The following is a 25,650-nucleotide window of genomic DNA, read 5'->3' as shown; positions in this document are numbered from 1 at the left end:
AGCGCTACTTGCGTGAGCGCTGCTGGGGTGACGGCGCGCCTCGCGATATCGCGTCAATTCAGTCGTTCTCAAGGCGCCCAGGCGGCGTTGGCGCCTGCATGCGCCGGCGACCCTGGGGTCTGCATGGTCAGGGGTGTGCCTGCGAACAGGCGGGTGTGCGACGCGATATTCACCATCGTAAAATGTTATTTATGAAATTATTCAAAATATCTCGTAAAATGTATTGACGTCGCCGTGAACGAATGTAGTTTCCAGGGAAACCGTTGCGCCGCGAACCAACCGGCGGCTGTTTCTGGGGGCTTCATGTCGATTTTCGTTCGTCACCTTTCCCGGCGCGCCTTCGGCCGCCTTGCCGCCGGCGCTGCCGGCGTTGCGCTGCTCGCCGCCTCGGGCGCCGCCTGGGCTGATCAGCCCAAGGAAGTCGCCATCGACTTCGCCACCTACAATCCGGTGTCGCTGGTGCTGAAGAAGCAGGGCCTGCTGGAAAAGGCGCTGGAGAAGGACGGCATCAAGGTGCGCTGGGTGCAGTCCGCTGGCTCCAACAAGGCGCTCGAGTTCCTGAACGCCGGCTCGATCGATTTCGGCTCCACCGCTGGCTCGGCCGCGCTGGTGGCGAAGATCAACGGCAATCCGATCAAGTCGATCTATGTCTATTCGCGTCCAGAATGGACGGCGCTGGTCACCGGCAAGGACAGCGCCATCAAATCGGTGGCTGACCTCAAGGGCAAGCGCGTCGCCGTCACCCGTGGCACCGATCCGCACATCTTCCTGGTGCGCGCCCTCGCCGACGCTGGGCTCACCGACAAGGACGTCAAATTCGTGCTGCTGCAGCACGCCGATGGCCGCCTCGCCCTGTCGCGCGGCGACGTCGACGCTTGGGCCGGTCTCGATCCGATGATGGCCTCAGCAGAGGTGGAGGAGGGCGCCAGGCTGTTCTTCCGCAAGCCGGAAGCCAACACCTGGGGCGTGCTCAACGTGCGCGAGGACTTCGCCAAAAAGCATCCGGAGCTGGTGAAGAAGGTGCTCGCCGCCTATGAGGAGGCGCGCAAATGGTCGCTGGCCAATCCTGACGGGCTGAAGGAAGAGTTCATCGCCCTCACCAAGCTGCCCAAGGCGGTGGTGGACCGCCAGATCGACCAGCGCACCGAGCTGACCCATAGCGTCATCGGCGAGCCGCAGCGCCAGTCGATCCAGGCCGCTGGCGATGCGCTGGTGGCGGCCGGCGTGCTGCCGGCGGGGACAAAGGTCAAGGAAACCCTCGACGCGTTGATTGATCCCCAGTATTTGCCTGCAGGTAAATGAGTTGACGGATTTGCGCGCAGCTGTCGCGGCGCGCAATGCGATCACGGCGCGTAATGCAGGCGACGCTGCCTGCCGGGCTCCCGGACATCCGGGAGCTTTCGTGCTGAACAGACACACCCGCATACGGGTGGACGACGGCGCCAAACGCTGGCGCGCGAGGGAAACGGACAGGGGCAGATGACGGCCATGCAAGGCGTCGGGGCGCCACAGGCGACAGAACAGGACAGCGTGCAAGGGCTGGCGCAAGGGTCGGCGCAAGGGACGGCGCATGGGTCGGCGGCCAATGCGGCCGGCGGCTGGCGGCTGGCGAGCCGCGTCGGCGGCGTCTGGCTGGTGGGCGTGGTGCTGCCGGTGGTCCTGGCCGTCGGCTGGGAGATCGCTGTCGCCACCGGCATGGCCAATGGCCGGCTGATGCCGCCGCCGAGCCTGATCTGGGCCGAGCTTGTTGGCCTCGCCCGTAGCGGCGATCTGTGGACGCATCTGCTCGCCACGCTGTGGCGGGTAATGGCCGGGTTCGCCATCGGCGCCATCGCCGGCACCCTCGTCGGCGTGTTGACGGGCGCCTCCACCTGGCTGCGCACGGCGCTCGATCCCACCATTCAGGCGCTGCGCGCCATTCCGTCGATCGCCTGGGTGCCTTTGTTCATCCTGTGGCTGGGCATCTTTGAGGCGTCCAAGGTGGCGCTGATCGCCGTCGGCGTGTTCTTTCCGGTCTATCTCGGCGTCATGGGCGCCATTGGCTCGATCGATCGCAAGCTGGTTGAGGTCGGGCGGGTGTTCCGCCTCAACCGGGTGCAGATGGCCACGCGCGTGCTGCTGCCTGCGGTGCTGCCTGAATGGGTGATCTCGCTGCGCTCCGGCCTTGGCCTTGGCTTCATGTTTGTTGTCGCCGCCGAGTTCATGGGCGCCTCCGAAGGGCTGGGCTATTTGCTGGTCGACGGCCAGCAGTTGGGCAAGCCGGCGCAAATCCTCGCCGCCATCATCACCTTCGCCGTGCTCGGCAAATTGTGCGACCAGATCCTTGTGATCGCGACCCGCCCGTTGCTGGCGTGGCGCGACACCGTGCGCGCGAGTCTTTGAGCCATGTTGACCCTGTCAGCCCTCACCAAGGTCTATGCCGGCGGCTCCACCGCCCTGTCGCAGGTCAATCTGTCCGTCGAGGCGGGCGAGATCGCCGCCATCGTCGGCGGCTCCGGCTGCGGCAAGACCACCTTGCTGCGCCTCGTCGCTGGTCTCGACCAGGCCAGCGCTGGCTCCATCGAGATCGACGGCGACCGCATCAGCAGCCCGCACCCGGCCGTTGGCATCGTGTTTCAGGAGCCGCGCCTGCTGCCGTGGCTGAGCGTGCGCGACAATGTGGCGTTTGGCCTGGGCGAGCAGCCGCGCGGCGCCCGCCGCGATCGCGCAGAGGAAGCGCTGGAGCGCGTCGGCCTCGCCGGCTATGGCGCGCGCTGGCCGCGTGAACTCTCCGGCGGCCAGCAGCAGCGCGTCGCCATCGCCCGGGCGCTGGCGCCGCGCCCCAAGGCGCTGCTGCTCGATGAGCCGTTCTCCGCCCTCGACGCCTTCACCCGCGCCAGCCTGCACGACCATCTGCTGGCGCTGTGGGAGGAGAGCCGCCCCACGGTGGTGATCGTCACCCATGATGTTGAGGAGGCGGTGACGTTGGGCGATCGCATCATCGTCATGCAGCCAAAACCGGGCCGGATTTTTGAGGAATGCAACGTCGACCTGCCGCGCCCGCGTGACCGCATGTCGCCGAATTTCGATACGGTGAAGCGCCAGGTGCTGCGGGCGCTGGACCAGTCGCTCAACCCGGAGCGCGTCGCCTCGCAGCCGCCGCCCACCGGCGGCGCCATGTGGTGGTGATCGCCGCTTCACACCCGATCCCCGGCGAGGCCCGGGCTTGCTGTCCGCCGTTGCGTCAGCAGCCGTGCGGCCAGGTATGACAGCAGATTTCAGGCGAGACGCCGCCTGACCCACGCAGAAGGAAACCCCACATGGACGCGCAAGCGCTTCGCGCAATGCAGGCCCCGATCAAGGCCCGCTACAAGGAAACCCCGGACGCCGCCACCATCACCCTGAAGGCCCAGGGCGCCATCGACGACCAGTCGATCTCGTGCAAGGTCGAGACCGGCCGGGCCATCGCCGCCGCCGGCCTGCATCCCCTGTCGGGCGGCTCGGGCCTCGAATTGTGCTCGGGCGACATGCTGCTGGAATCGCTGGTGGCCTGCGCCGGCGTGACGCTGAAAGCCGTGTCGACGGCGCTGGAGATTCCGCTGCGCAGCGGCGTGGTGCGGGCTGAGGGCGACCTCGATTTCCGCGGCACCCTTGGCGTCGATAAGGAGGCCGCCGTCGGCTTCTCCGCCATCCGCCTCGCCTTCGATCTCGACACCGACGCGCCGCAGGAGAAGATCGACCAGCTGATCAAGCTGACCGAGCGCTATTGTGTGGTGTTCCAGACCCTGAACAACAAGCCGCAGCTGTCGGTCGCCACCAACAAGGTCTGATCCGGCGCACATCTGCGACAGGTACAGGCGGGAGGCGCAGGCCTCCCGCTTTTTTGTTGCGCGAGAGGTCTTCTATACCAGGATGCGAAGATGCTGACGCATCCGCATCCTGCAATGCTCAGGCGTCGGCCAGGCGATTGCGGCGGCGTGGCACGGCTTTGGTGGCGGCGGCGCCAGTCAGCAATTGCCGGGCCGATTCCCACACCATATGGGCGGCGGGGCGCTGCTCGCCCTTGCCGCGCACCAGGGTCAGGCTGGTGCGGACGTCGAGCCCGTCGATATGGCGGATGACCACATCGTCAGCGTCCATATCCCGTTGCGCATCGAACCAGCCCAGCGACACCGCCACCGTGCGGGTGAGGCGGCCAAAGCGCTCGACCGCCAGCGGGTTGCCCTCGGGCGGGCGCACGCTCTCGGCCCCGGCCTCGCGCAAAGCGCGCACGATCGCCACCGACAGGGGGGCGCCGAGCGCGCGGTTGGGCATGGCCACCGGCAAGCCTCTCAGGGCGTCGAGCGGCAGGATGTCGAGGTCGGCGAGCGGATGTTCGCGCGGGATCTGCAGGCACAGCCGCCGCTCGGCCAGCGACTGGCGCTCCAGCCCGCCGGGCCAGTCGGCTTCCGCCACTGCGTTATTGGCGGCGGCGGCGACGTCGGCAGGCTCGACCAGAAGCGCCAGGTCAAGTTCGCGGCGGGTCAGGTCGAGGTAATGCCGCTCGTGGGTCTTGTCGAAGATCCGCAGGCGAATGTCGGCATGCCGGGTGAGCAGCGTATCCAGCATCCTGCGCCGCTCGGCGATGTGGCTGGTGTAGAATGGCGCGCCGATGCGCAGCTCATTGTCGCGGATCTCGCGCGCCGCCTGATTGGCCCAGGCCGCCTCGGCCACCATGCGGCGGGCGTTGCCCAGAAACAGCCGCCCCTCGGCGGTCATCTCGACGCGGCGGCTGGTGCGCTGGAACAGAGCGAAGCCAAGCCGTCGCTCAAGCTCGCGAATCTGCGCCGAGAGCGCCGGCTGCGACACGTGCAGCAGCTGCGCCGCCCGGGTGAAAGAGCGCTCCTCCGCAACGGTGAGGAAATAGCGAAACGGCGTGGCGTCCAGATCCATGACGGTCTTCCAGCTCGGCGGCAGGCTGGCGGCGGGCTCCCGCCAGGGGGGGGCGCCGACCTAAGGGGGCTCCGCGATGGCGGGCGCCGGCAAGCCGTGCGCCCTGCGCGGCCTCTGCAGCAGCCATACGCCCATGACGGGAGTTATGGCAACCGCATGACGTTTTATTCAATCCATAAGCAGTCTGTATCGCCGGGCCGAAAAATTGCGATTGGACGCAAATGCCCTCAGGCGCAATCATAGTCATCAGGCATTAATGGTCGCCAGTTGCGCGGCCGGCTGATCATAAACACACGCCCGGGAGACGCTACAGTGGCATGGGATTTTGATACCGATCCGGAGTTCCAGGTAGAGCTGGACTGGATTGACAAGTTCATGACCGAAGAGGTCGAGCCGCTCGATTACCTGCTGCCGGAAGCCTATGACACCAGCTGCCCGAAGCGTAATGCGCTGGTGAAGCCGCTGCAGAAGATCGTCAAGGAGCGCGGTCTGTGGGCTTGCCACCTCGGCCCGGAGCTGGGCGGCCCTGGCTATGGCCAGGTCAAGCTGGCGCTGATGAACGAAATTCTCGGTCGCTCCAAGTTCGGCCCGACCGTGTTCGGCTGCCAGGCGCCTGACTCGGGCAATTCCGAGATTCTCGCCCATTACGGCACGGCGGAGCAGAAGGAGCGTTACCTCAAGCCGCTCCTGAACAATGACATCGTCTCCTGCTTCTCGATGACGGAAGTGCAGGGCGGCGCTGACCCGAAGGTGTTCACCACCTCGGCGGTGCTGGATGGCGATGAGTGGGTGATCAATGGCGAGAAGTGGTTCTCGTCGCACGCCCACGTCGCCAGCTTCTATCTGCTGATGGCGGTGACCGATCCGGACGCCAGCGAGTATCGTCGCCTGTCGACCTTCATCATCCCGGCCGACACCCCCGGCATCGAGATGGTGCGCAACATGCCGGTCGGCCACCACGGTCACCCGGCGCACGCTTATCTGCGTCTGACCAATGTGCGCGTGCCGAAGGACCATCTGCTCGGCGAGCGCGGCGGCGGTTTCGTCGTGGCCCAGGTCCGTCTCGGCGGCGGTCGCATCCATCACGCCATGCGCACCATCGGCCAGGTGCGTCGCGCCTTCGACATGATGTGCGAGCGCGCGCTGAGCCGTTTCACCCAGGGCACGCTGCTGGCTGAGAAGCAGATGGTCCAGGAGAAGATCGCCGACAGCTGGATCGAGATCGAGCAGTTCCGCCTGCTGGTGCTGCGCACCGCCTGGAAGATCGACAAGCACAAGGACTATCTTGCTGTCCGCAAGGACATCGGCGCCATCAAGGCCCTGATGCCGAAGGTGTTCCATGACGTCGCCGCCCGCGCGCTGCACATCCATGGCTCGCTGGGCGTCACCCCGGACATGCCGTTCGCCGAGCAGGTGATCGAGAGCTTCCACATGGGTCTGGCTGACGGCCCGGCCGAGGTGCACAAGGTCACCGTCGCCCGCCAGGTGCTGCGCGACTATGAGGCGACCTCGGGCAAGTTCCCGACCCGCTACATTCCTTATCTGCGCGACGCCGCCATCGCCAAATACGGCAAGATGCTGGAAGATCTGGAGAACGCCGCCTGATCAGGCGGGTTATGACCAAACCGTGTCCCGCACGCGGGGAGCGGTGATCCTTGCGCGGCTGATCGTCAGGGGCGACGCGCAGGATGATCTACGGAGAGGGCGCGGCCGCCGGCGTTGCGGGGGCGCAATGAGCGCCGGCGGCGCCCGCCTTTCAGGGTGAGAAAGCCAGACAACTGGCTGAATGCCCAGGCTTTTGGAGGAAATGATGCAGTTCAGAGGGTGTGCAGCGGCTGCTGCGCAAACGAGCCGTCGCGCCTTGCTCGTCGCAGGCGCCATGATGATGGCCGCAAGCTTCGCGCCGAACGCCACGCTGGCGGCGGAGAAGCCGGAGATTCGTATTGGCCAGACCATGCCCTACAGCGGCGTGGCCTCGGCCTATGGCATTATCGGCCTCACCGGTCAGGCTTATCTGAAGAAAATCAACGCCGAGCAGGGCGGCGTCAACGGCCGCAAGATCAATCTGATCAGCCTCGACGACGCTTATTCGCCGCCCAAGACTGTCGAACAGACCCGCAAGCTGGTGGAGCAGGATGAGGTCGTGGCGGTGTTCGGCAGCGTCGGCACGCCGCCGAATATGGCGGTGCACAAATACCTCAATGGCAAGAAGACGCCGCAGCTGTTCATCTCCACCGGCGCCACCATGTGGAACCAGCCGGAGAAGTTCCCGTGGACCATTGGCTGGCAGGTCGACTACGAGTCCGAAGGCAAGATCTACGCGAAATATATTCTCAAGGAGAAGCCGGACGCGAAGATCGCCATTCTGTACCAGCACGACGATTCGGGTCGCGATTACATCAAGGGCTTCAAGGAAGGCCTTGGTCCGGACAATGTGAAGAAAATGATCGTCGCCGAAGCGCCGTATCAGGTCACCGATCCGACGGTGGATTCGCAGGTGCTGGCGCTGCGCAACTCGGGCGCCGACGTCTTGTTCACCCATGCGACGCCGAAGTTCGGCGCCCAGGCCATCCGCAAGGTCTATGAGATCGGCTGGAAGCCGCTGCACATCATCTCGAACACCACCAATACGGTGGCTGGCACCCTCAAGCCCGCGGGCCTTGAGAAAGCGCAGGGCGTGGTCTCCGGCTTCATCATCAAGGATCCGGGTGATCCGGCGTGGAAGGACGATCCGGAGGTCAAGGAATACCTCGCCTTCATGAAGCAATATGCGCCGAACCTTGACGCTTATGACACTTGGGCGGTCTATGGCTACACCATGATCCAGGGCCTGGTGCAGGCGCTGAAGCAGGCCGGCGAGGATGTGACGCGCGAGAATCTGATGAAGCAGGCGCGCAACATCAACTTCAAGCCGGCGATGACCCTGCCGGGCGTCGAGGTCAGGACCGGCCCCGGTCGCAATGTGCCGCTGCAGGCGATGCAACTGGCCCGCTTTGAGGGTGATCGCTGGGTGCTGTTCGGCGACGTCATCAACGTCGGCGAGTGATACCAGAACCCGATGAGTATGACTCATCGGGTTCTGGTTAAGCCCGTGCGGCGCCTGAGCATTTCAGGATGCGGATGCGTCAGCATCTTCGCATCCTGGTATGAGGGGCGACTGGGAAGAATATGAAGCGGGGCGGGGGATATTCTCCCGCCCTTGTCGTTTCAGGCGGCGCAACCGCTGCTGCATTGCGGCGGGCGCAGCCTTTTACCTGGCCGTGAAGATGCTGACGCATCCGTGACCCCAAATGCCCAGGCGCCGCACGGCCATAGCCAGCCTCAGAGGCGTCATGCTTATCGGGGTCTCGTGTATGCTGGCGCAAGACCGGGGGCATAACCGGCGCCGGCGCGCCGCAAGGACGCGCCTCAGGACCGCCGCACGGTGAGGCGGCGGCGAAGATCAATCATCAGAAAGGAAACGTCATGCAGGATCTCAAGGGCAAGGTCGCCGTCATTACCGGTGGAGCCAGCGGCATTGGCCTCGCCACCGCCCGGTCGCTGGCGCGCGAGGGCGTCAGACTGGTGCTGGGCGATATCGAGCAGGGGGCGCTGGACCGGGCCGTGGCCGAACTCACCGCCGCTGGCGCCGAGGTGATCGGCGTGCGCGGCGACGTGTCGAAGTTGGCCGATGTCGAGGCGCTGGCTGACGCCGCCTGGGCGCGCTTTGGCGGCGCCCACATCCTGTTCAACAACGCAGGCATCGGCGTGTTCGGGCCAGTGCAGGAGATGAGCCACGCCGATTGGGAGTGGACCATCAATGTCAATCTCTGGGGTCCGGTGCATGGGGTGGAAGTGTTCATGCCGCGCATGATCGCCCAGGGGCAGGGCGGCCACATGCTGTTCACCGCCTCCTTCGCCGGGCTGATCAGCAACCGCAATCTGGCGCCTTATTCGGTCACCAAGGCGGCTGTGGTGTCGCTGGCTGAATGTGTCGCCAAAGATGGCAAGCCGTTCAATATCGGCGCCTCGGTGCTGTGCCCGATGCGGGTCGCCACTGCCATCGATGAGAGCCATCGCAACCGCCCGCAGGAATTCGGCGGCCCGGAAGCGGTGAAGCCTTATACGGATCGCGACTCAGGCGCGCTCGAGGGGCGGACGCTGGATGTTGAAGCGGTCGGGGATCTGGTGGTGGCGGCGCTGAAGCGCGGCGATCTCTACATCCTGACCCACAAGGAAACCGAAGTGTTCCTCAACCGCCGCGCCGCGCGTCTGCAAGATGCAGTGGGGCACGCGCTGTAACACAGGCAGGGCCGGGGGATGTGGCGCAGGCGCAGGGCGTGGCTCCTGCGCCGCCCCGCGGTCAGGCAGGCGCCGTGATGGCCGCGCGATTTGCGCATAAGCGACCGCTATCTGACCGCGCAGGCATGCCGAAAGCGCATGTCATGGAGCTGAGGGGCAAAACCCCGTGCTTCGCAGGGCGGCCTGATCTCAGGCCTTGCGACCCACGCGGCGCTCCGCCGCCTCGGACTATAATGCCAATGAATTGTTGTGGAGGGCAGTAGTATTACTGCCCTTCACTCTCGTTTATGAGCTGTTCCACTGCGCCGATGGCCAGTTCCAGCTCGCCGATGCGCTGAATTGCCGAGCGCGCCGGAGTTGCGTTGGACTGGGCGGCGCGCAGGATGATGTCGCGCTGTTCAGCCTTCAGCCGGTCGAGGAGGTTTTCGAGTTCGTTCATAGCCAGCGTTTAATACGATAGCATTGTCAATTCAAGGTGTTCCTTGGCAGTAGATGGCGTTGCCTGACGCGGTGACGTTCACGCTCATTGGCCAGGCGTCACCGCGCCGCGACAGTTCAGCGGCAGCATAAACAAGGTATTTTACAGTATACCGCTACGGAAGGTTGGTCACGTTGCGTACCGGTCAGACAGTGTTGCGGTCTGTGCGTCCTGGTCGCGGCGATCAACCAGTTCATTCAAGAATTGGTGAACGCATCAATTAGCTGATGTGTGCCCCGCGCAATGGTTGTTGCAGTCGCATTGGCCGTGAATGCGTCAAGGCGTGCTGCGCTGGACAAGCCGACCTGCGTCCTGCATCGTAATATTTTATAACAGATGGGCTATTTTGCCCGACTGAAGGCAGGGAGGCGTGGTGACATGCCTGGACAGACGCCGCTATCGCGGACAAATCACCGACAGATGTCCACAGAAAATGTCATGCCGCCGGATCACGGCAGCGTGCGTGACGGCGGCGCCACATCGCTGGCGCCGGACGCAGTGGATGTGCTGATCGTAGGGGCGGGGATTTCCGGCATCGGCGCCGCGCGTCACCTGCGTCACGCATGCCCCGATCACAGCCTGATGCTGGTGGAGAAGGCGCCTGCGTTCGGCGGCACCTGGCATACCCACCGTTACCCGGGCATCCGCTCCGACAGCGATCTGTACACCTTTGGTTACCGCTTCAAGCCGTGGACCGGCGCGCCGATCGCCAGCGCCGAGGAAATCCTGCGCTATATGGGCGAGGTGATCGTTGAGGAGCGGCTCGGACCGCTGATCCATTATCAGACCCAGGTCATCGCCGCCGCGTGGGACAGCGCCGCCCAGCGCTGGAGCGTCACCCTGCGCGACCTCGCAGCTGGCGCAGAGCGAACTGTCAGCGCCAAATTTCTCTGGATGTGCCAGGGCTATTATCGCCATGATCAGGGCTACACGCCGCAATGGCCGGGGTTGACGGACTTTGCCGGCAAGATCATCCACCCGCAAAACTGGCCGGACGCCTGCGACCTCAGCGACAAACGTGTGGTGGTGATCGGTTCTGGCGCCACCGCCGCAACGCTGATCCCGTCGTTGGCTGGCAAATGCCGCTCGGTCACCATGCTGCAGCGTTCGCCGACCTATTTCATGACCGGGCGCAACGTGAATGATCTTGCCGACACCCTGCGGCAACTTGAGGTCAACGAGACGTGGATCCACGAGATCGTCCGGCGCCAGATACTGTTTCTGCAAAAAGCCTTCGCCGAACGCGCCGCCAGCGAACCCGAGGCGGTGCGCGAGGAATTGCTGGCCAATGTCGAAGCCCATCTGGGCGGCGCCGTGCCCGTCGATCCGCATTTTGCGCCGGCCTACCGGCCATGGCGGCAGCGCATCGCTTTTGTGCCTGATGGCGATCTGTTCGCCGCGATGCGTAAGGGCGAGGCCAGCGTCGCCACCGGCGACATCGCGCATTTTGACGCCGACGGCATTGTGCTGGCTTCGGGAGAGAAGCTGGCGGCCGATGTGGTGATCACCGCCACCGGCTTTGAGCTGAACGTGCTGGGCGACATCGCCTTCTCGATCGAAGGCGCGCCGCTGGACTTCGCCAGCACAATCACCTGGCGCGGGATGATGTTCTCGGGCGTGCCCAATATGGTCTGGGTATTCGGCTATTTCCGCGCCAGCTGGACCTTGCGCGTCGATATCGTGGCGGATCTGGTCTGCCGCCTGCTCAATCATATGCGCGAGCACGGACTGGGGCAGGTGACGCCGACGCCCGGCGACGACGCGGCCGCCATGCCATTGTCGCCCTGGGTCGACGTCAATGATTTCAACCCTGGCTATATTACCCGCGGCCTGCATCTGCTGCCGCAGCAGGGCGATCGCCAGCCGTGGCGGCATACCCAGGACTACTGGCGCGACAAGGATGAACTGCCGGCGGTGGCGCTTGATGCGCCAGAGTTGCGTTACGCGCCGGTCGCAGCGGCACGGCAGCCTCGGCTGGGGTGAGGGGCGCCGCGCCTGCCATGGCGACGCGTTGGTCGGCGCATGTGCGCCGGCTGTGCGGGCGCGCGTCGCCGCCACGCAAGTAAAACACGTCAATCACGGGGAGTTTGGCGGCGCACGGCAAATAGTGTTGTCCACTATCATCAGAAACACTTGCTCGCCGCCCACAACCGGCGTTCACTGGCTACAGCCTGACGTTGAGATCAGGCCGGACAGGAGGACGCCATGCGAGCGGTCGTGCGACGGGATGGTCGACTGGAGCTGGACAGCAATTGGCCGGAGCCTGTGCCGGGGCCTGGGCAGACGCTGGTGCGAACCTTGGCCTGCGGCGTCTGCGGTTCTGATCTGCACGCCCTCGACCATCTCGAGCGTATGGCCAGTTTCGGCCGTCGCGCCGGTTCGGCCTCCAGCCTTGATCCATCGCGCGGCGTGGTGTTCGGCCATGAGTTTTGCGCCGAGGTCATCGCCCATGGCCCGCAGACGGAAGGACGCATCAAGGCGGGCGCGCGCGTCGTCGCCATGCCCTTCGCCATCGGGCCGCGCGGCGCCGAACTGATCGGCTTTTCCAACACCTATAACGGCGGCTTCGCCGAGCGCATGGTGCTCACCGAAGCCATGCTGCTGGAGGTGCCCGAGCATCTGCCCTCCAGCCACGCCGCCATGACCGAACCCTTCGCCGTAGGCGAGCATGCGGTGGCCAAAGCGGCGGCGCCGGACGACGCCGTGGTGATGGTGCTTGGCTGTGGCCCGGTCGGCCTTGCGGTGATCGCTGCGGCGAAAGCGCGTGGGCTTGGCCCGGTGATCGCCAGCGACTATTCGCCGGTGCGCCGCAAGGCGGCGCTGGCGCTTGGAGCCGATGTGGCGGTCAATCCGGCTGACGAGAGCCCGTTTAGCCTGTGGGAGCGCCACAATGTCCCGGCGACGCTGGCGGGCCGTGGCCTGGCGCTGGCCAGCGTCGCGGCGATGCGGCCAGGGCTGATTTTCGAATGCGTCGGCGCGCCTGGCATGTTGCAGGCGGTGATCGAGGGCGCGCCGCCGCTGGCGCGGATCGTCGTGGTCGGCGCCTGCATGGAGGAAGACCATATCGAGCCGCTGATGGCGATCAACAAGCAGCTCAGCATGGAGTTTGTCTTCGCCTATACGCTGGAAGAGTTCGCGCTGACCCTCGAGCGGCTGGCCAGCGGCGCGATCGACGCCAGCGCCGCGCTGACCATGGAGGCGGCGCTGGCCGATACGCCCATGGCCTTCCAGCTGGCCAAACAGGCGGGCGAGCACGTCAAGATCATCATCAATCCCAGTCGCTAGCCGCCGGAAAACGTGCGTCTGCCCCATATTCATGGGCGTGTGTTGCAGCCACGCCATGGTCAATGTTCGCTGGCCCGCTGCGCCGATGTTGCGGGCCACAGTGCTGCACCAAGGAGAAACTCATGTTCGCATCGCGTCCGCTGATGGTCGTCGCCACCGTCACTGGCCTCGCCCTCGCCGGAATCGCCGTCGCCCCGCAGGGCGCGATGGCCCAGGGCGCCCCGGCAAAGGTTGATGTGCGTGGCATTGGCGCCGTGGAAGTCGACAGCATCGAAGTGCGCGTCGTCTCGGTCGATCTGCCGTCGCGCAGCCTCGTGGTGCAGAAGGCGGGCCACCAGTGGCGCATCACCGTGCCGGAAGAGGCGGTTGGCCTCGCCGCCGTGCGCCCGCGCGACAAGCTGACGATCAATAGCGTCGAGAGCGCCCTGGTCTCGGTCGCGCCGCCAAAGTCGGCCAAGCCCGATATCCAGTTTGAGGCCGCGACCGATGTCGGCCTGTTCAATGGCCTGCCGGGCCGCTGGATCGTGCGTCGGGTGATCGCCACGGTGAAATATGAGAGCCTGGATGACAGCAAGGGCACGGTGTCGTTCGTTGGACCCGAGGGTCCGCGCACCGTGCGCGTCGTCGATCCGGCGGTCGCTGTCGCGCTGAAGAAGCTCAAGAAGGGCGAGCTGGTGACGCTGACCTTCACCCAGGCGACCGAAATCGTGCTGACGCCGCGCAAGTTCTGAACGAGCGCCGTCGCGACCACGACGTTGCTGGCGATCAACGGGGCGCGCCGCTGGTCGTCGTCGCATTTGCGTCGTCGCCTGTCAGGGGCTCTGGCCAGGCGTGACAAGGAATGCGCACGGGGCGCCGCGCAAGCGCGTGCGGCCCCATATGCGCCGGGTAAATGACCGCGGGCCGCGACGTCCGCAGCTCGTATCAGGATGCGAAGATGCTGACGCATCCGCATCCTTAAATGCTCAGGCGCCGCACGGGCTTAGCCAGAATCCGCTGATTCATGCTCATCGGGTTCTGGCATCAGGTCGCCCGCGCCGCCGCCTGACCGGCTTGCCGGCCCGAGAACAGGCAGCCGCCGAGGAATGTGCCCTCCAGCGCGCGATAGCCGTGCATGCCGCCGCCGCCGAAGCCCGCTACCTCACCCGCCGCATACAGGCCGGGGATAACAGCGCCGCCTGCGTCCAGCGCCGCGCCGTCGAGATCGGTCTCCAGCCCGCCCAGCGTCTTGCGCGTCAATATATTGAGACGCACGGCGATCAGCGGCCCGTGACGCGGATCAAGCAGCCGATGCGGACGCGCGGTGCGCACCAGGCGATCGCCGCGATAGCGCCGGCCATTCAGCACGCCCATCAGCTGGCTGTCCTTGCTGAACGCATTATCGAGCTGCTGGTCGCGGGCGGTGACCTCCGCCATGGCGCGCGCCACGTCGAGCAGGCCGTCGCCGGCCAGTTGCGCCATGCGGGCCAGCAGATCGTCGATGCGATCCGCGACGATGAAATCCGCGCCCTTGGCCTTGAAGGCCTCGACCGGGCCGGTGGCGGCCTTGCCGAAGGCCCGCTGCGCCAGCCGCCAGTTCTGGCCGGTGAGGTCCGGGTTTTGCTCCGACCCTGAGAGGGCGAATTCCTTTTTGATGATCGACTGGGTGAGGATGAACCAGGAATAATCCGCGCCGCTGCGGCGCAGATGTGCCAGCGTGCCGAGAGTGTCATAGCCGGGGAACAGCGGCGGCGGCAGCCGCTGGCCATGGGCGTCGAGCCAAAGCGATGAGGGGCCGGGCAGGATGCGGATGCCGTGGTTGCGCCACACAGGGTCCCAATTCTGCACGCCCTCCACATAATGCCACATGCGGTCGCGGTTGATCACCCGGGCGCCGGCGGCCTCGCTGAGCCCGAGCATGCGCCCGTCGACATGGGCGGGCACGCCGGCGACCATGCGGCGCGGCGCGGCCCCCAGCCGGGCCGGCCATGCGGCGCGCACCAGGTCGAGGTCGCCGCCGATGCCGCCGCTGGCGACGATCGCCGCCCCGGCGGCGAAGCGGAATTCCCCGACGATCTGGCGATTGCTGCTGACGCCACGCGGCGCGTCATCATCGGCGAGAATGGCCCCATGGGCGCCAGTCACCGCGCCATCCGTCTGGATCAGGCCATCAACCCGGTGACGGAAGCACAGGCGAATCTGGCCGCGATCAGCCGCCTCAAGCAGCCGGCGGGTGAAGGGCGCGACGACGCCAGGCCCGGTTCCCCAGGTAATGTGAAAGCGCGGCACGGAATTGCCGTGGCCCGTGGCGCGACCATCGCCGCGTTCGGCCCAGCCGACGACGGGAAAGATGCGGTGGCCCATGGCGCGCAGCCAGTCGCGTTTGCCGCCCGCCGCCCAGGCGACATAGGCCTCGGCCCAACGACGCGGCCAGGCGTCCTCGTCGCGATCGAACGCCGCGGAGCCCTGCCAGTCCCGCCAGGCCAGCTCGAAACTGTCGCGAACGCCCATGCGGCGCTGCTCGGGCGTATCGACGAGAAACAGGCCGCCCAGCGACCAGAACGCCTGGGCGCCGAGATTCTGGCGCGGCTCCTGCTCCAGCACGATCACCGATTTGCCGGCGTCGGCCAGCTCGGTCGCGGCCACCAGCCCGGCGAGGCCCGCGCCGATGACAATGGCGTCTGCATCAGCCATCTGGTTTCTCCACCGTCGTTTCCCTGCCCATGGCTGCTCAGGCCGCCGCACAAAAACTGTGGCAGCGCCGGCCATCGGCTGCAACGCGACCTTGGTCGGGGGAGAGGGCGGGCTGGGGCGGCGGCGAGGATTGTTGAACGACATGAGCAAGGACGCAGCTGCTCCGGGCCATGGCGCGCCGCCGCTTGCATTTAGCTAACTTTAATAGCTAAATTGACAAGCGGTGATCATGATCATTGGTTCGGCGTTGCGCGAGGCGGCGGAACGGGGTCCCAGACAAACGGCGCATTTTCGTCGCGTTGGAACATAAGCCAGCGCGCCTTAAGGTCATTGCTGGCCTGTATACAAGCGAGAGTGATGCTTAATGCGGCATCAATGATGCGGATGACTGTGGTTGAAAGCGAAGTGGCCATTAACCGGTTGAAAACGCGGCGCATACGATGTCGCTGTGCATTGCCGCCTGGCGAGAGTGCGTTATGACAGGGGCGACGTCCGGACAATTTTGCTGCCGCAGGGCCGCATGGATACGGGGTGATCTGATGGTGAAGCGCCGCAATAGCCTGATGACAGCGCTTGCGCTGGTGGCGACAGGCGTCGTGTGGTCGCACGTCCTGATGACGCCGTCGGCGTTGGCGCAGCCAGGCTCAGGATCGCGCCCCGTGCTGGCGTCGCCTGGCAGGTCAGAGACCACGCCGGCGCATATGACCGCGGCTGAGCAACTGGATTTCCTCAGGAGCAATCCTGATGTGGCGCTGGCGCGCACCTCCGATCCGAACACGCTTCGCCTGTTGCGCCTGTATCGCAACTGGCAGCTCGCCAATGCTTGCGCCGCCTTCCTGGACAATTCCGGGGCCCGACTGGAGGCGCGCCGGGAGATATGGGAAGCGGAGCGTAGGGTGACCGGCGTGGTCCGCAAGGGGTGCTGGAACAAGGCCGAATTGCTGGCCCAGCAGCCATCCGCCGAGAACTGCGCCATCGCCTTCCAGTTCATGGAGCAGATGGCGGAGAAACATCGCAGCGCCCGGCTGGATGAAAACCAGACGCCCGCATTGCCAGCCCTGCGCTGAGCGAGGGGTCTGCAAGCCGGGCAATATCTGATCCCATTGGCGCCACGCCGCTCAGGACATAAAAATGTGGCGTGGGGGACGTGGCGTCTTGCTGCTTAGCTGTCACAGAGGCGATTTGGGCAAGGCTTGCCGCCAAACAACGGCCGCGCAAGAACACATCGCGCAAGAACGCGTCTGGAATGATCCGTTGCGTGCGCGAGGCTTTGCGCGAAAAGGTCCCCCAGCCCATGTGAAGGCCCATGTGAAGGCCCATGTGAAGGCCACGCACGCCATGGGCCCAGCCATCGGGGGCAGCCGGGTCTTCCGGGATTTCGCCACGGATCAGTGATCCGACGTCTTGCGGCCAGCCCACGATACATCGGGGCGAATACCGGCATCCGATGAGCATGACGCATCGGGTTCTGGTCAAGCCCATGCGGCGATTGCGCTTTTCCGGCCGCGAATACGTCAGAATCTGCGAGCCCCGGTATATCCGCGCGGCTGCGCCTGCCGCGCCACCCCACGCCGCATGGCTGACGACGCCTGATCAAACGCTGCGTTTCATACTGTTTCCCGGGTCGCAGCTACACGGCCAGCATTCAGGCCAGACAGCGGGCCTGATGACGGCAGGTGTTGGCCGTGCGAGGACTTGGCCGTAAGTCGCCCACAACCTGTAACCAGGGCGGACCAATAAATCTCGCTTATGCCGATATACAAAATTTACTATTGTACTTTGGGTGATTGGCATGACGTAATCCAGCACAGGGAGGGACGCCGCAGGAGAAGCTGCTGGCGGGCGATGTGTTCGCCTGACCGATAGCCCCTGGCGTCCTGATGTGCGTTGCCAACGCGTGCGCGGCGCGGCCCATCATGAACTGGCGCCAGCCGCCGTTCACCGATGCAGCCGTTCAGAAAGCGCATGATGCTGGCCGCCACACAGGCAATGGGCGCAGATGGCGCTGGCGGCGCAGGCCACAACGGGTCCGGGCAACGGACTGCGTCGGCCCGTCGCCGCCACCATCCTGCGTCTGTCGCGCGCAAGCGCGACGCGAGAGGGCGTGAGGATATGAGCCAGGCAGACATCACCATCGGGCGTCAGCGCGCCGCGCCGGTGCGGCGTTCGTTCAAGTCCCAGGAGCTGGCGATCCTTGGCATCGCTCTGGCGCTCATCGTCGCCTTTGCGATCATGCTGCCAGGCTTCGCCTCCATTCATAACATGCTCACCCTGGCCCGCAGCGTCTCGGTGCTGGGCATCCTCAGCCTCGCCATGGCGCTGGTGGTGATCGGACGCGGCCTCGATCTGTCGCTTATCGCCGCGATGGCTGCGGGTTCCGCAACGGTTATGGCGGCGCTGGGCGCGGGTTACGGCCTGCCGCTGGCCTTGCTGGCGGGCCTTGTCGTCGCGCTGCTGATCGGCCTGGTCAATGGCTGGACCATCGCTTTCGTCGAGGTTCCGGCGCTGTTCACCACGCTGGCCATGTCGTTGCTGGTGTTCGGCATCGCGCGCTTCGCCTTCAAGACGGTTCTCATCTATCCGCCAGCCGACGCCAGCGCCTTTCTGTTTCTGGGGCAGGGCAAGCTGTTCGGCGTGCCAATGCCGATCATCGTCTTCGCCATCGCCGCCGTGCTGATGCATCTGTTCCTGTCGCGCACCACGCCCGGTCGCTTCAGTTATGCCCGCGGCGACAATCCCGATACGGCGCGGCTGACTGGCGTCGACGTCCGCCGCGACACCATCATCGCCTATATGCTGGCCGCGGCGCTGGCCCTGGTGGCTGGTCTCGTCTCGGCGGCGTCGACCGCCAGCATGAATCTGCAGATCATCACCGGCACGATGATTTTTGACGTGGTGCTGGTGGTGGTGCTCGGCGGCGTCAGCCTCGTCGGCGGCCGCGGCAGCGTGTTCAGCGTTCTGGTCGGCGCGCTGCTGATCGGCGTGCTGCTCAACGGCCTGACCATCATGAACGTCAATAATCAGGTGCAGGATATCGTGCGCGGCCTCGTGCTGCTCGGCGCGATCATTCTCGACAATCGTCTGCACCCGCGTGACGAGGAAACCGCGCGGCAGGGCGACTGATCCCGGAATCCGATAAGCATGGTTCATCGGGTTTTGGTCAAGACCGGGCGGCGCCTGAGCTTCGCAGGTGGCGGATGCGTCAGCACATTCGCGACCTGGGATGACGCCGGAAGCCCCTGGGCGCGGCTCAAGGGTGGGGCGGCTCAAGCCCGGGTAGCCCCAATAAAGGCGGCTACGACGACCACGACATTGATGCTCCGCTACGCCAGGAGGCCCAGCGGAGGTCCCACAACACCAGACAGCGCCCAGCGCTGCAACGCACCGACCGCCAGATGCAGCCAGTGTCTGTCGTCGTGATCGCCGGCGCTTTGCGCCGAAGGACAACACACAGGGAGGCCCACATGACCGCGACATCAACCCATAAAGGCTTCATGCGCCGCGCCGTCGGCGGCCTGCTGACCGGCGCCTGCGCGCTGGCGCTGGCGAGCACAGCCGTCGTCGCTGCTGAAGCGCCCAAGCCGTCGAAGAACGCCATGGAAATGCAGGCGAAGTTCGACAAGGCGCTGAAGGGCAAGACCATCGGCTGGGTGCCGGTGACGCTCGGCGTGCCGCTGGCCGACGAATGGACGGCGCAGATGAAGCAGGAGGCCGACAAGCTCGGCATGAAGCTGGTGGTGCGTGATCCAGGCTGGAACGCCAGCGCCCAGTTGCAGGCCGTCTCGGCGCTTATCGGCGAGAAGGTCGACGTGCTGGTGGTGCAGAACCCCAATGTGCAGCTGCTGGCCCGCGAGCTGAAGCGCGCCAATGAAGCCGGCATCTATGTGGTGCAGGTCAATATGGCCTCGAACTATCCAGGCGACGCTTATGTCGGCGGCGACTTCGTCCGCATCGGCCAGGCGCTGGGCGAGGACGTGGTCAAGGCCTGCGGCAAGGGCTCCGGCACGTCGGGCAAGGTGCAGATCATCCAGGGCGAACTCACCGCCACCGCCAGCCTCGACCAGCTGGCCGGCCTGATGGAGGTGCTGAACAAGGACGACAGCATCAAGGTCGTCTCCAACCAGGCCGCCAATTGGGACGCCACCAAGGCGCTCGACATCACCTCATCGGTGATCCAGCAGCACCCTGATCTGTGCGCCAGCGTCGGTTTCTGGGGCGTGATGCAGCGCGGCGCCTCGCAGGCGCTGAAGACCGCCGGCAAGATCGACCAGGTCAAGAGCTACGCTTCCGGTGAGGGTGGTCCCGCCGATTGCGACATGCTGCAACAGGGCCTGCTGTACAAATATCTCAATTACAACGCCCGCCTGCAGGGCCACGACATCATCCAGACCGTCAGCTTCCTGCTGCAGAATGGCGACAAGCCAGGCTCCAAGCACATCGCCAATTTCAGCCAGCTGGTGATGCTCGACAAGGACAGCGGCAAGGGCGACGCCTGCTACAGCGCCCGCGCCAAATAAGCGCCGCTTTGGCTCTGGCGGGTGGGTCCCTGGCCATGGGCCGGGGCCCGTAGCCGCAATCTGCATCCTCGGCCATCAGCGGCGTCATCTGCCCGGTTGAGATGCGCTCACGACACTGGCGAAGCCGCGCGATCCCTTGACATCGCGACGGACCGTGTGGCCTCGCCGCCTCGCACAACCGGCGCCTGAACGCCGGAGCAACCAGCCTGCACCGGTCATGGACAGCCGCAACTGGCGCCTGACCGCCTGCGCCCGGCGCCGCCTGCCTGCACGGGCGGGCGCCGTCAGCCGGACAGTCTGAGGCGTTGCGCCCTGTATGGGGCGCGAGGCCCGGCGCCCGCAGCAAAAGCCCAACAGGAAACGCCCCATGTCGGTTACGACGTCGCCACCCCCCGTCAGCGCCCCGTTCAGCGACAGGCTGCGCGCCCTGCGGCACCGCTTCTCGTTCAAGCTGTTCCTGGCGGAGTTGCTGGCCAAGAACTGGATGGAGCCGGTGGTTCCATTCACGCTGATGCTGGTGCTGCTGGGCTATTTCGCCACCACGGTGCCGGGCTATCTGTCTGTCGACAATCTGCAGCAGATGCTCAGCCTGTTCGCCGAGATTGGCCTCGTCTCCATCGCCATGGGCTTTGTGATGATCTCCGGCGGCATCGACCTCAGCGTCGGCGCCATCTTCGCCGTCACCAATCTGGCGGCGCTGATCATGTTCAAGATCTTCGGCTGGCCGGTGCCGGTGGTGGCCATCGGCACGCTGCTGGTCGGGGCAGGGCTCGGGGCGATCAACGGTTTCCTCGTCGGCTATCTCAAGGCGCGGCCATTCCTGACGACCCTGGTGACGCTGATCATCCTGCGGGCGGTGTTCGACATTATCAGCGGCCAATACGCCACCGAGTTCGCCACCTCTGACATTGAAAGTCCCGCCTGGGATTTCCTCGGCGCCGGCAAGATTCTCGGCGTGCCGACCAACGCCGTGGCGCTGCTGGTCACCATTGTCATTGGCCACATTTATCTCAGCCGCTCGCGCTGGGGCTGGCATATCACGGCGGTCGGCTCCAGCCGCAAGGCGGCGCGTCACGCGGGCATCCGCGTCGAGCGGGTGCTGTTCAACGCTTATGTGCTGTCGGGCGTGCTCTGCGCCCTGGCGGGCCTGTTCTACGCTGCACGCCAGAACAGCGCCGGCTCCGACACCGGCGTCGGCTGGGAGATGCAGGCGCTGACGGCGGTGGTGCTCGGCGGCATTTCGCTGGCCGGCGGTCGCGGCACGGTGTTCCGCGCCACCCTCGGCGCCATCATCGTCTTCCTGCTGATCAATGGCTTCGTGCGGCTGGGGCTGGAGGGTTATCTCACGCTGTCGGCGCTCGGGCTCGTGCTGCTGATCGCCGTCGGCATCGACGTCAAATGGGCCAAGAACCGCGGCAAGGCCATCCAGAAGATCTACGTCAATCCGACCTGGCTGAAGCTGGCGCCGACGCCGTCGATCGCCCGTGGAACCGGCTCGCCTTTTGCCGAAAATGACCGGCTGGCCAACGCAGAGGCTATTGGCCTGGGTGAGGTGGAAGGACCCGAGGACGTTATCCTCGACAGCCAGGACAGGCTCTACACCGGCACGCGCGAGGGCTGGATCCTGCGGTTCTCCGGCGAGAATTTCGAGAAGCGCGAGATCTTCGCCCGCATCGGCGGCCGTCCGCTCGGCATGGCCTTCGACCGCGACGAGAATCTGATCGTCTGCTCCGGCGGCATGGGCGTCTATGGCGTCCGGCCCAGCGGCGAGGTGTTCAAGGTGACGGATGAGACCAACCGCACCTGGGGCAAGCTCAATGACGACTCGCGCCTGCGCCTCGCCGACGATCTCGACATCGCCCCTGACGGCAAGATCTATTTCTCCGAGGCCACCATCCGCTACGAGATGCACTCCTGGGACATGGATGGCATCGAAGGGCGCGGCAATGGCCGCATGATCTGCTACGACCCGGCGACCAAAACCACCCGCACCATCATCAAGAACCAGCGCTTCCCCAATGGCGTCTGCGTCGCCCATGACGGCATGTCGGTGCTGTATTGCTCGACCTGGCTGTGCAAGATCTTCCGCTACTGGATCGCTGGCCCAAAGAAGGGCCAGCTTGAGACCTTCGCCGACAACCTCCCGGGCTATCCCGACAATATCAACCGCGCCTCGGACGGCGGCTACTGGCTGGCGCTGGCCGGCATCCGCTCGCCGGCCTACGACCTCGCCATGCGCAGCCCGGACTTCCGCCTGCGCATGGTCAAGGAGATCCCGCGCGATGAGTGGCTGTATCCGGGCCTGAACAACGGCTGCATCATCAAGTTCGACGCCAATGGCAATGCGGTTGAAAGCCTGTGGGACCCCACCGGCGAGTTGCATCCGGCCATCACCTCGATGCGCGAGCACAAGGGCTGGCTGTATATCGGCGGCCTCGAGAATAACCGCATTGGCCGCGTCAGGCTGGAGGGCGCTGACCCGAACTGGACCGGCCTCAACTCCTATTGGGGCAAGCGAGTTGACGCGGGGGCCAATAAATCCGCAGCAGGGCAGGGAGTCTGAGCATGGCCTTCTTTTCGCACATGCTCCGCAATCTGGAGCAGATCCTGTTTCCCGATCGCGACCAGCACGCCATTCCCTCCATGGATGGCCCGCTCAGCCCCAATAGCGCGCTTGACGCCTTCACGCCGCTTCACCCCGATCTGGGTGACGTTGAGGATATGGTGATCGGGCCGCAGGGGCTCTATGTCGCCCATGGCGACAGCGTCAGCCTCGTTCCGGCCAATGACGCCAGCCGTCGCGAACTGGTGGCGCGCTTCGACGCCCCCTGCGGGGCGCTGGCGGTGCATCCGGATTATCGCCTGCTGGTCTGCGTCGCCGGCAAGGGTCTGGCGGCGATCGGCGAGAATGGCGCCATCAGCTGGCTCACCGAGGCAGGCGGCGAAAAACTCGTTTGCCTGACAGCTGTGGCGGTGGCGCCCGATGGCGGCATTGCGCTGGCCAATGGCGGCCGCCGCCTGCACGCTGACTGGCTGTGGGACCTGATGGGCAAGCGCGCCGATGGCGTCATCGTCAGCTGCGACGCCCGTCTCGCTAACGCCCGCATCGTGTTCAGCGGTTTGCACTATCCACATGGCGTGGCGTTCTCGAAAGCCGATGGCGCGCTGTGGTTCACCGAGAGCTGGATGCACCGTGTCAGCCGGGCGCCATGGCGCAACGGCGCCCCAGGGGCGCGTGAGATCGTCATCGGCAATCTGCCGGGCTATGCGGGCCGGCTCACCGCCACTGCCGACGGCGGCTTCTGGCTGACATTGTTCGCCCTGCGCACCCATCTGGTTGAGCTGGTGCTGACCGAAGACAGCTTCCGCACCGAGATGATGGCGACGATCAGCCCGGAATTGTGGATCGCCCCGCAATATGCCTCAGGCCGCAGCTATCTGGAGCCGCTGCAGGGCGGCGGCATGCGCAAGCTTGGCATTCTCAAGCCGTGGGCCCCGCCGCGCTCCTATGGCTTTGTCGGACATATCGATGCGACGGGCGCGTTCCAGCGCAGCATCCAGAGCCGGGTCGGCGGCGCCAATCATGGCGTGGTCAGCGTCGTTGAAGACGGCGGCCGGCTGATCGTGGCGTCGAAGGCGCTCGGGCAATTGCTGGTTGGCGACGCAGATGGGCAGGCAGAACAGGGAGCGCGCCATGACTGACGTAAAGACCGAAGCCATGAACGGCGCCGACACCACCGCCCACAACCTGGGCCATAAGGGCAAGGCGGCCCAGGCCAGCGGGCGGACGCCGGTGCTCGAAGTGCGTGGCGGCAGCAAGATCTATGGCGGCGTGCACGCCATCGAGGGGGTGAGCTTTGATCTCTACCCCGGCGAGGTGCACGCTCTGGTCGGCGAGAACGGCGCCGGCAAATCCACCCTGTGCAAGGCCATCGCCGGGGCGATCGAGCTGACCTCGGGCGACATCGCCATTGACGGCCAGGTGGTGCGCTTCGCCCGCCCGGCGGACGCGCTCGCCGCTGGCATCAACATGGTCTACCAGGAGACCTCGCTGGTGCCGACCATGACGGTGGCGCAGAATCTGGAGCTGGGCAACGAGCCGGTCATCGCCCGCTTTCGCTCCATCAACATCCAGGCGCAGCAATTGCTGCAATCGCTGAACTTCCATGTGGAGCCGACGGCCTATGTGGCGACGCTGGGCGCGGCGCGGCGGCAGATGGTGGAGATCGCCCGCGCCGTCAAGCACCAGGCCCGGGTGATCATCTTTGACGAGCCGACCGCGACGCTGACCCCGGAAGAGATCATGCATTTCTTCCATCTCATCGATGATCTGCGGGCCCGCGGCGTCGCCATCATCTATATCTCGCACGCGCTGGAAGAAGCGCTGAAGATCTCGGATCGGGTCACCGTGCTGCGCGATGGCAAGCATGTCATCACCGCCCCGACCAGCGAGCTGACCCGCGCCGATATCGTTCGCCACATGGTCGGCCGCGAGGTCAACCAGGAACGGCCGCAGCGCGCCCCGAAAAGCGCCGCCGCCGCAGCAGCCCGCGAAAAGGTGCTAAGCGTCGAGAACGTCACCATGGGCACGGCGGTGAAAAACATGTCGTTCACCCTCTACGCCGGCGAAGTGGTCGGCATGGCGGGGCTGATCGGCTCTGGCCGCACCGAGATCGCCCGCGTGGTCGCCGGGGCGCTGAAGCGCAATCTGATCAATGGCGGCAAAATCTATCTGCGCGGCAAGCCGATCCGCTATCGCACGCCGCGCCAGGCCATTAACGATGGCATCGTCTATATCACCGAAGACCGCAAGCTCGACGGCTTCTTCGAGACCATGGCGATCGACGACAACATCTACATCGGCCGGCTGGCGACGAAGCAGGGCTGGCGCTTCCTGCTCAACGCAAAGGAGCGCAACCGGGTCGCCCAGGAGCTGATCCAGCGCCTGCGCATCGCGGCGCTCGACAGCCGGGCGAAGATCATCGAGCTGTCCGGCGGCAACCAGCAGAAGGTGGTGGTGGCCAAGGCGCTGGCCCAGGATCCGCAGGTGGTGATCTTCGACGAGCCAACACGCGGCGTCGACGTCGGCGCCATTCCGGAAATCCACGCCGCCATCCGCAAGCAGGCGGATGAGGGCAAAGCGGTGCTGGTGATCTCGTCTTATCTGCCAGAGATCCTGCAAGTCTCCGACCGCATCCTCGTCACCCGCATGGGCCGCATCGCCGCCGAGCTCGACGCCGAGGAGGCGGATGAGCACAAGATCATGTATGCGGCGATCCACTGATACCAGGATGCGAAGATGCTGACGCATCCGCATCCTGAAATGCTCGGGCGCCGCATGGGCTTAGCCAGAGCCCAATGAGTCATACTCATCGGGTTCTGGCATGAGGCGAGGCCTTGTCATGCGGTTGGGCGCGATGGCGCGCTGACGGGCCACGCCCGACCCAATCGGTCCCAGCACGCGCAAAAAACCCGGCGTCTCAACGACGCCGGGTTTTTTGCTTG

The 25,650-nt window shown here is 65.5% G+C and carries 19 protein-coding genes; 16 read left to right on the top strand and 3 right to left on the bottom strand.

Annotated features, from left to right (window positions below; translation table 11 throughout):
* Positions 1–303: 303 nt before the first annotated feature.
* The 4 genes from AC6A67_RS01915 (at position 304) to AC6A67_RS01900 (ending at position 3,809) form a co-directional block, all read left to right on the top strand.
* Positions 304–1,302, top strand: a complete 999-nt coding sequence (locus AC6A67_RS01915; protein WP_498034831.1) for an aliphatic sulfonate ABC transporter substrate-binding protein — start codon at positions 304–306, stop codon at positions 1,300–1,302.
* A gap of 177 nt (positions 1,303–1,479) precedes the next feature.
* Complete coding sequence (locus tag AC6A67_RS01910) at positions 1,480–2,382, top strand: ABC transporter permease (protein WP_498034830.1); 903 nt, start codon at positions 1,480–1,482, stop codon at positions 2,380–2,382.
* 3 nt (positions 2,383–2,385) lie between these two features.
* Positions 2,386–3,168: an ABC transporter ATP-binding protein gene (locus AC6A67_RS01905; protein ID WP_498034828.1), complete on the top strand. Its 783-nt coding sequence runs from the start codon at positions 2,386–2,388 to the stop codon at positions 3,166–3,168.
* A 131-nt stretch (positions 3,169–3,299) separates the two neighbouring features.
* The gene (locus AC6A67_RS01900; RefSeq protein ID WP_498034827.1) at positions 3,300–3,809 is read left to right on the top strand and encodes an OsmC family protein; all 510 of its coding nucleotides are present in this window, start codon (positions 3,300–3,302) and stop codon (positions 3,807–3,809) included.
* A gap of 118 nt (positions 3,810–3,927) precedes the next feature.
* Here the strand turns inward: AC6A67_RS01900 and AC6A67_RS01895 are convergent, their stop codons facing one another.
* On the bottom strand, positions 3,928–4,911 hold the full coding sequence (locus tag AC6A67_RS01895; RefSeq protein ID WP_498034826.1) for a LysR family transcriptional regulator: 984 nt from the start codon (positions 4,909–4,911) through the stop codon (positions 3,928–3,930).
* 312 nt (positions 4,912–5,223) lie between these two features.
* On the opposite strand from AC6A67_RS01895, the gene AC6A67_RS01890 reads away from it, so the two are divergent.
* The 3 genes from AC6A67_RS01890 to AC6A67_RS01880 all read left to right on the top strand — a co-directional run bounded on the left by AC6A67_RS01890 (position 5,224) and on the right by AC6A67_RS01880 (position 9,192).
* Positions 5,224–6,516 carry an acyl-CoA dehydrogenase family protein gene (locus AC6A67_RS01890; protein ID WP_498034825.1) on the top strand — a complete coding sequence of 431 codons (1,293 nt, stop codon included), beginning with the start codon at positions 5,224–5,226 and terminating at the stop codon, positions 6,514–6,516.
* 280 nt (positions 6,517–6,796) lie between these two features.
* Positions 6,797–7,957 carry an ABC transporter substrate-binding protein gene (locus AC6A67_RS01885; RefSeq protein ID WP_498034824.1) on the top strand — a complete coding sequence of 387 codons (1,161 nt, stop codon included), beginning with the start codon at positions 6,797–6,799 and terminating at the stop codon, positions 7,955–7,957.
* Between the two features lie 419 nt (positions 7,958–8,376).
* Positions 8,377–9,192 (top strand): SDR family NAD(P)-dependent oxidoreductase, encoded by an 816-nt coding sequence (locus tag AC6A67_RS01880; protein WP_498034823.1) that lies wholly within the window; start codon positions 8,377–8,379, stop codon positions 9,190–9,192.
* A gap of 265 nt (positions 9,193–9,457) precedes the next feature.
* Here the strand turns inward: AC6A67_RS01880 and AC6A67_RS01875 are convergent, their stop codons facing one another.
* Positions 9,458–9,631 carry a hypothetical protein gene (locus AC6A67_RS01875; RefSeq protein WP_498034822.1) on the bottom strand — a complete coding sequence of 58 codons (174 nt, stop codon included), beginning with the start codon at positions 9,629–9,631 and terminating at the stop codon, positions 9,458–9,460.
* Between the two features lie 459 nt (positions 9,632–10,090).
* On the opposite strand from AC6A67_RS01875, the gene AC6A67_RS01870 reads away from it, so the two are divergent.
* The 3 genes from AC6A67_RS01870 to AC6A67_RS01860 all read left to right on the top strand — a co-directional run bounded on the left by AC6A67_RS01870 (position 10,091) and on the right by AC6A67_RS01860 (position 13,686).
* Positions 10,091–11,653: a flavin-containing monooxygenase gene (locus tag AC6A67_RS01870; protein WP_498034821.1), complete on the top strand. Its 1,563-nt coding sequence runs from the start codon at positions 10,091–10,093 to the stop codon at positions 11,651–11,653.
* Between the two features lie 222 nt (positions 11,654–11,875).
* Positions 11,876–12,955, top strand: a complete 1,080-nt coding sequence (locus AC6A67_RS01865; RefSeq protein ID WP_498034820.1) for a zinc-binding dehydrogenase — start codon at positions 11,876–11,878, stop codon at positions 12,953–12,955.
* Positions 12,956–13,077: 122 nt separating this feature from the next.
* Positions 13,078–13,686, top strand: coding sequence for a hypothetical protein (locus tag AC6A67_RS01860; protein WP_498034819.1), 609 nt, complete (start codon positions 13,078–13,080; stop codon positions 13,684–13,686).
* 292 nt (positions 13,687–13,978) lie between these two features.
* Here the strand turns inward: AC6A67_RS01860 and AC6A67_RS01855 are convergent, their stop codons facing one another.
* Entirely contained in the window at positions 13,979–15,628 is a 1,650-nt protein-coding gene (locus tag AC6A67_RS01855; RefSeq protein ID WP_498034818.1) for an FAD-binding dehydrogenase, read from the bottom strand.
* A gap of 539 nt (positions 15,629–16,167) precedes the next feature.
* On the opposite strand from AC6A67_RS01855, the gene AC6A67_RS01850 reads away from it, so the two are divergent.
* The 6 genes from AC6A67_RS01850 (at position 16,168) to AC6A67_RS01825 (ending at position 25,429) form a co-directional block, all read left to right on the top strand.
* Positions 16,168–16,695 (top strand): hypothetical protein, encoded by a 528-nt coding sequence (locus AC6A67_RS01850; RefSeq protein ID WP_498034817.1) that lies wholly within the window; start codon positions 16,168–16,170, stop codon positions 16,693–16,695.
* A gap of 1,045 nt (positions 16,696–17,740) precedes the next feature.
* Positions 17,741–18,751, top strand: a complete 1,011-nt coding sequence (locus AC6A67_RS01845) for an ABC transporter permease (protein WP_498034816.1) — start codon at positions 17,741–17,743, stop codon at positions 18,749–18,751.
* A gap of 341 nt (positions 18,752–19,092) precedes the next feature.
* Positions 19,093–20,145 carry a sugar ABC transporter substrate-binding protein gene (locus AC6A67_RS01840; protein WP_498034815.1) on the top strand — a complete coding sequence of 351 codons (1,053 nt, stop codon included), beginning with the start codon at positions 19,093–19,095 and terminating at the stop codon, positions 20,143–20,145.
* 367 nt (positions 20,146–20,512) lie between these two features.
* Positions 20,513–22,708, top strand: a complete 2,196-nt coding sequence (locus tag AC6A67_RS01835; RefSeq protein ID WP_498034814.1) for an ABC transporter permease — start codon at positions 20,513–20,515, stop codon at positions 22,706–22,708.
* A gap of 2 nt (positions 22,709–22,710) precedes the next feature.
* Positions 22,711–23,847 carry an SMP-30/gluconolactonase/LRE family protein gene (locus tag AC6A67_RS01830; protein WP_498034813.1) on the top strand — a complete coding sequence of 379 codons (1,137 nt, stop codon included), beginning with the start codon at positions 22,711–22,713 and terminating at the stop codon, positions 23,845–23,847.
* Positions 23,840–25,429 carry a sugar ABC transporter ATP-binding protein gene (locus AC6A67_RS01825; RefSeq protein ID WP_498034812.1) on the top strand — a complete coding sequence of 530 codons (1,590 nt, stop codon included), beginning with the start codon at positions 23,840–23,842 and terminating at the stop codon, positions 25,427–25,429. The genes AC6A67_RS01830 and AC6A67_RS01825 overlap by 8 nt, the downstream gene beginning before the upstream one ends.
* Positions 25,430–25,650 lie beyond the last annotated feature (221 nt).

This window comes from Camelimonas sp. FR25 (assembly GCF_059740505.1).
This window is presented reverse-complemented; position numbering and strand designations above follow the sequence as displayed.

What these genes read in the sequence shown, in the direction of transcription:
- AC6A67_RS01915 (WP_498034831.1), top strand. Translation starts at nt 304, where the DNA reads ATGTCGATTTTCGTTCGTCACCTTTCCCGGCGCGCCTTCGGCCGCCTT.
- AC6A67_RS01910 (WP_498034830.1), top strand. Translation starts at nt 1,480, where the DNA reads ATGACGGCCATGCAAGGCGTCGGGGCGCCACAGGCGACAGAACAGGAC.
- AC6A67_RS01905 (WP_498034828.1), top strand. Translation starts at nt 2,386, where the DNA reads ATGTTGACCCTGTCAGCCCTCACCAAGGTCTATGCCGGCGGCTCCACC.
- AC6A67_RS01900 (WP_498034827.1), top strand. Translation starts at nt 3,300, where the DNA reads ATGGACGCGCAAGCGCTTCGCGCAATGCAGGCCCCGATCAAGGCCCGC.
- AC6A67_RS01895 (WP_498034826.1), bottom strand. Translation starts at nt 4,911, where the DNA reads ATGGATCTGGACGCCACGCCGTTTCGCTATTTCCTCACCGTTGCGGAG.
- AC6A67_RS01885 (WP_498034824.1), top strand. Translation starts at nt 6,797, where the DNA reads ATGGCCGCAAGCTTCGCGCCGAACGCCACGCTGGCGGCGGAGAAGCCG.
- AC6A67_RS01880 (WP_498034823.1), top strand. Translation starts at nt 8,377, where the DNA reads ATGCAGGATCTCAAGGGCAAGGTCGCCGTCATTACCGGTGGAGCCAGC.
- AC6A67_RS01875 (WP_498034822.1), bottom strand. Translation starts at nt 9,631, where the DNA reads ATGAACGAACTCGAAAACCTCCTCGACCGGCTGAAGGCTGAACAGCGC.
- AC6A67_RS01870 (WP_498034821.1), top strand. Translation starts at nt 10,091, where the DNA reads ATGTCCACAGAAAATGTCATGCCGCCGGATCACGGCAGCGTGCGTGAC.
- AC6A67_RS01865 (WP_498034820.1), top strand. Translation starts at nt 11,876, where the DNA reads ATGCGAGCGGTCGTGCGACGGGATGGTCGACTGGAGCTGGACAGCAAT.
- AC6A67_RS01860 (WP_498034819.1), top strand. Translation starts at nt 13,078, where the DNA reads ATGTTCGCATCGCGTCCGCTGATGGTCGTCGCCACCGTCACTGGCCTC.
- AC6A67_RS01855 (WP_498034818.1), bottom strand. Translation starts at nt 15,628, where the DNA reads ATGGCTGATGCAGACGCCATTGTCATCGGCGCGGGCCTCGCCGGGCTG.
- AC6A67_RS01850 (WP_498034817.1), top strand. Translation starts at nt 16,168, where the DNA reads ATGGTGAAGCGCCGCAATAGCCTGATGACAGCGCTTGCGCTGGTGGCG.
- AC6A67_RS01845 (WP_498034816.1), top strand. Translation starts at nt 17,741, where the DNA reads ATGAGCCAGGCAGACATCACCATCGGGCGTCAGCGCGCCGCGCCGGTG.
- AC6A67_RS01840 (WP_498034815.1), top strand. Translation starts at nt 19,093, where the DNA reads ATGACCGCGACATCAACCCATAAAGGCTTCATGCGCCGCGCCGTCGGC.
- AC6A67_RS01835 (WP_498034814.1), top strand. Translation starts at nt 20,513, where the DNA reads ATGTCGGTTACGACGTCGCCACCCCCCGTCAGCGCCCCGTTCAGCGAC.
- AC6A67_RS01830 (WP_498034813.1), top strand. Translation starts at nt 22,711, where the DNA reads ATGGCCTTCTTTTCGCACATGCTCCGCAATCTGGAGCAGATCCTGTTT.
- AC6A67_RS01825 (WP_498034812.1), top strand. Translation starts at nt 23,840, where the DNA reads ATGACTGACGTAAAGACCGAAGCCATGAACGGCGCCGACACCACCGCC.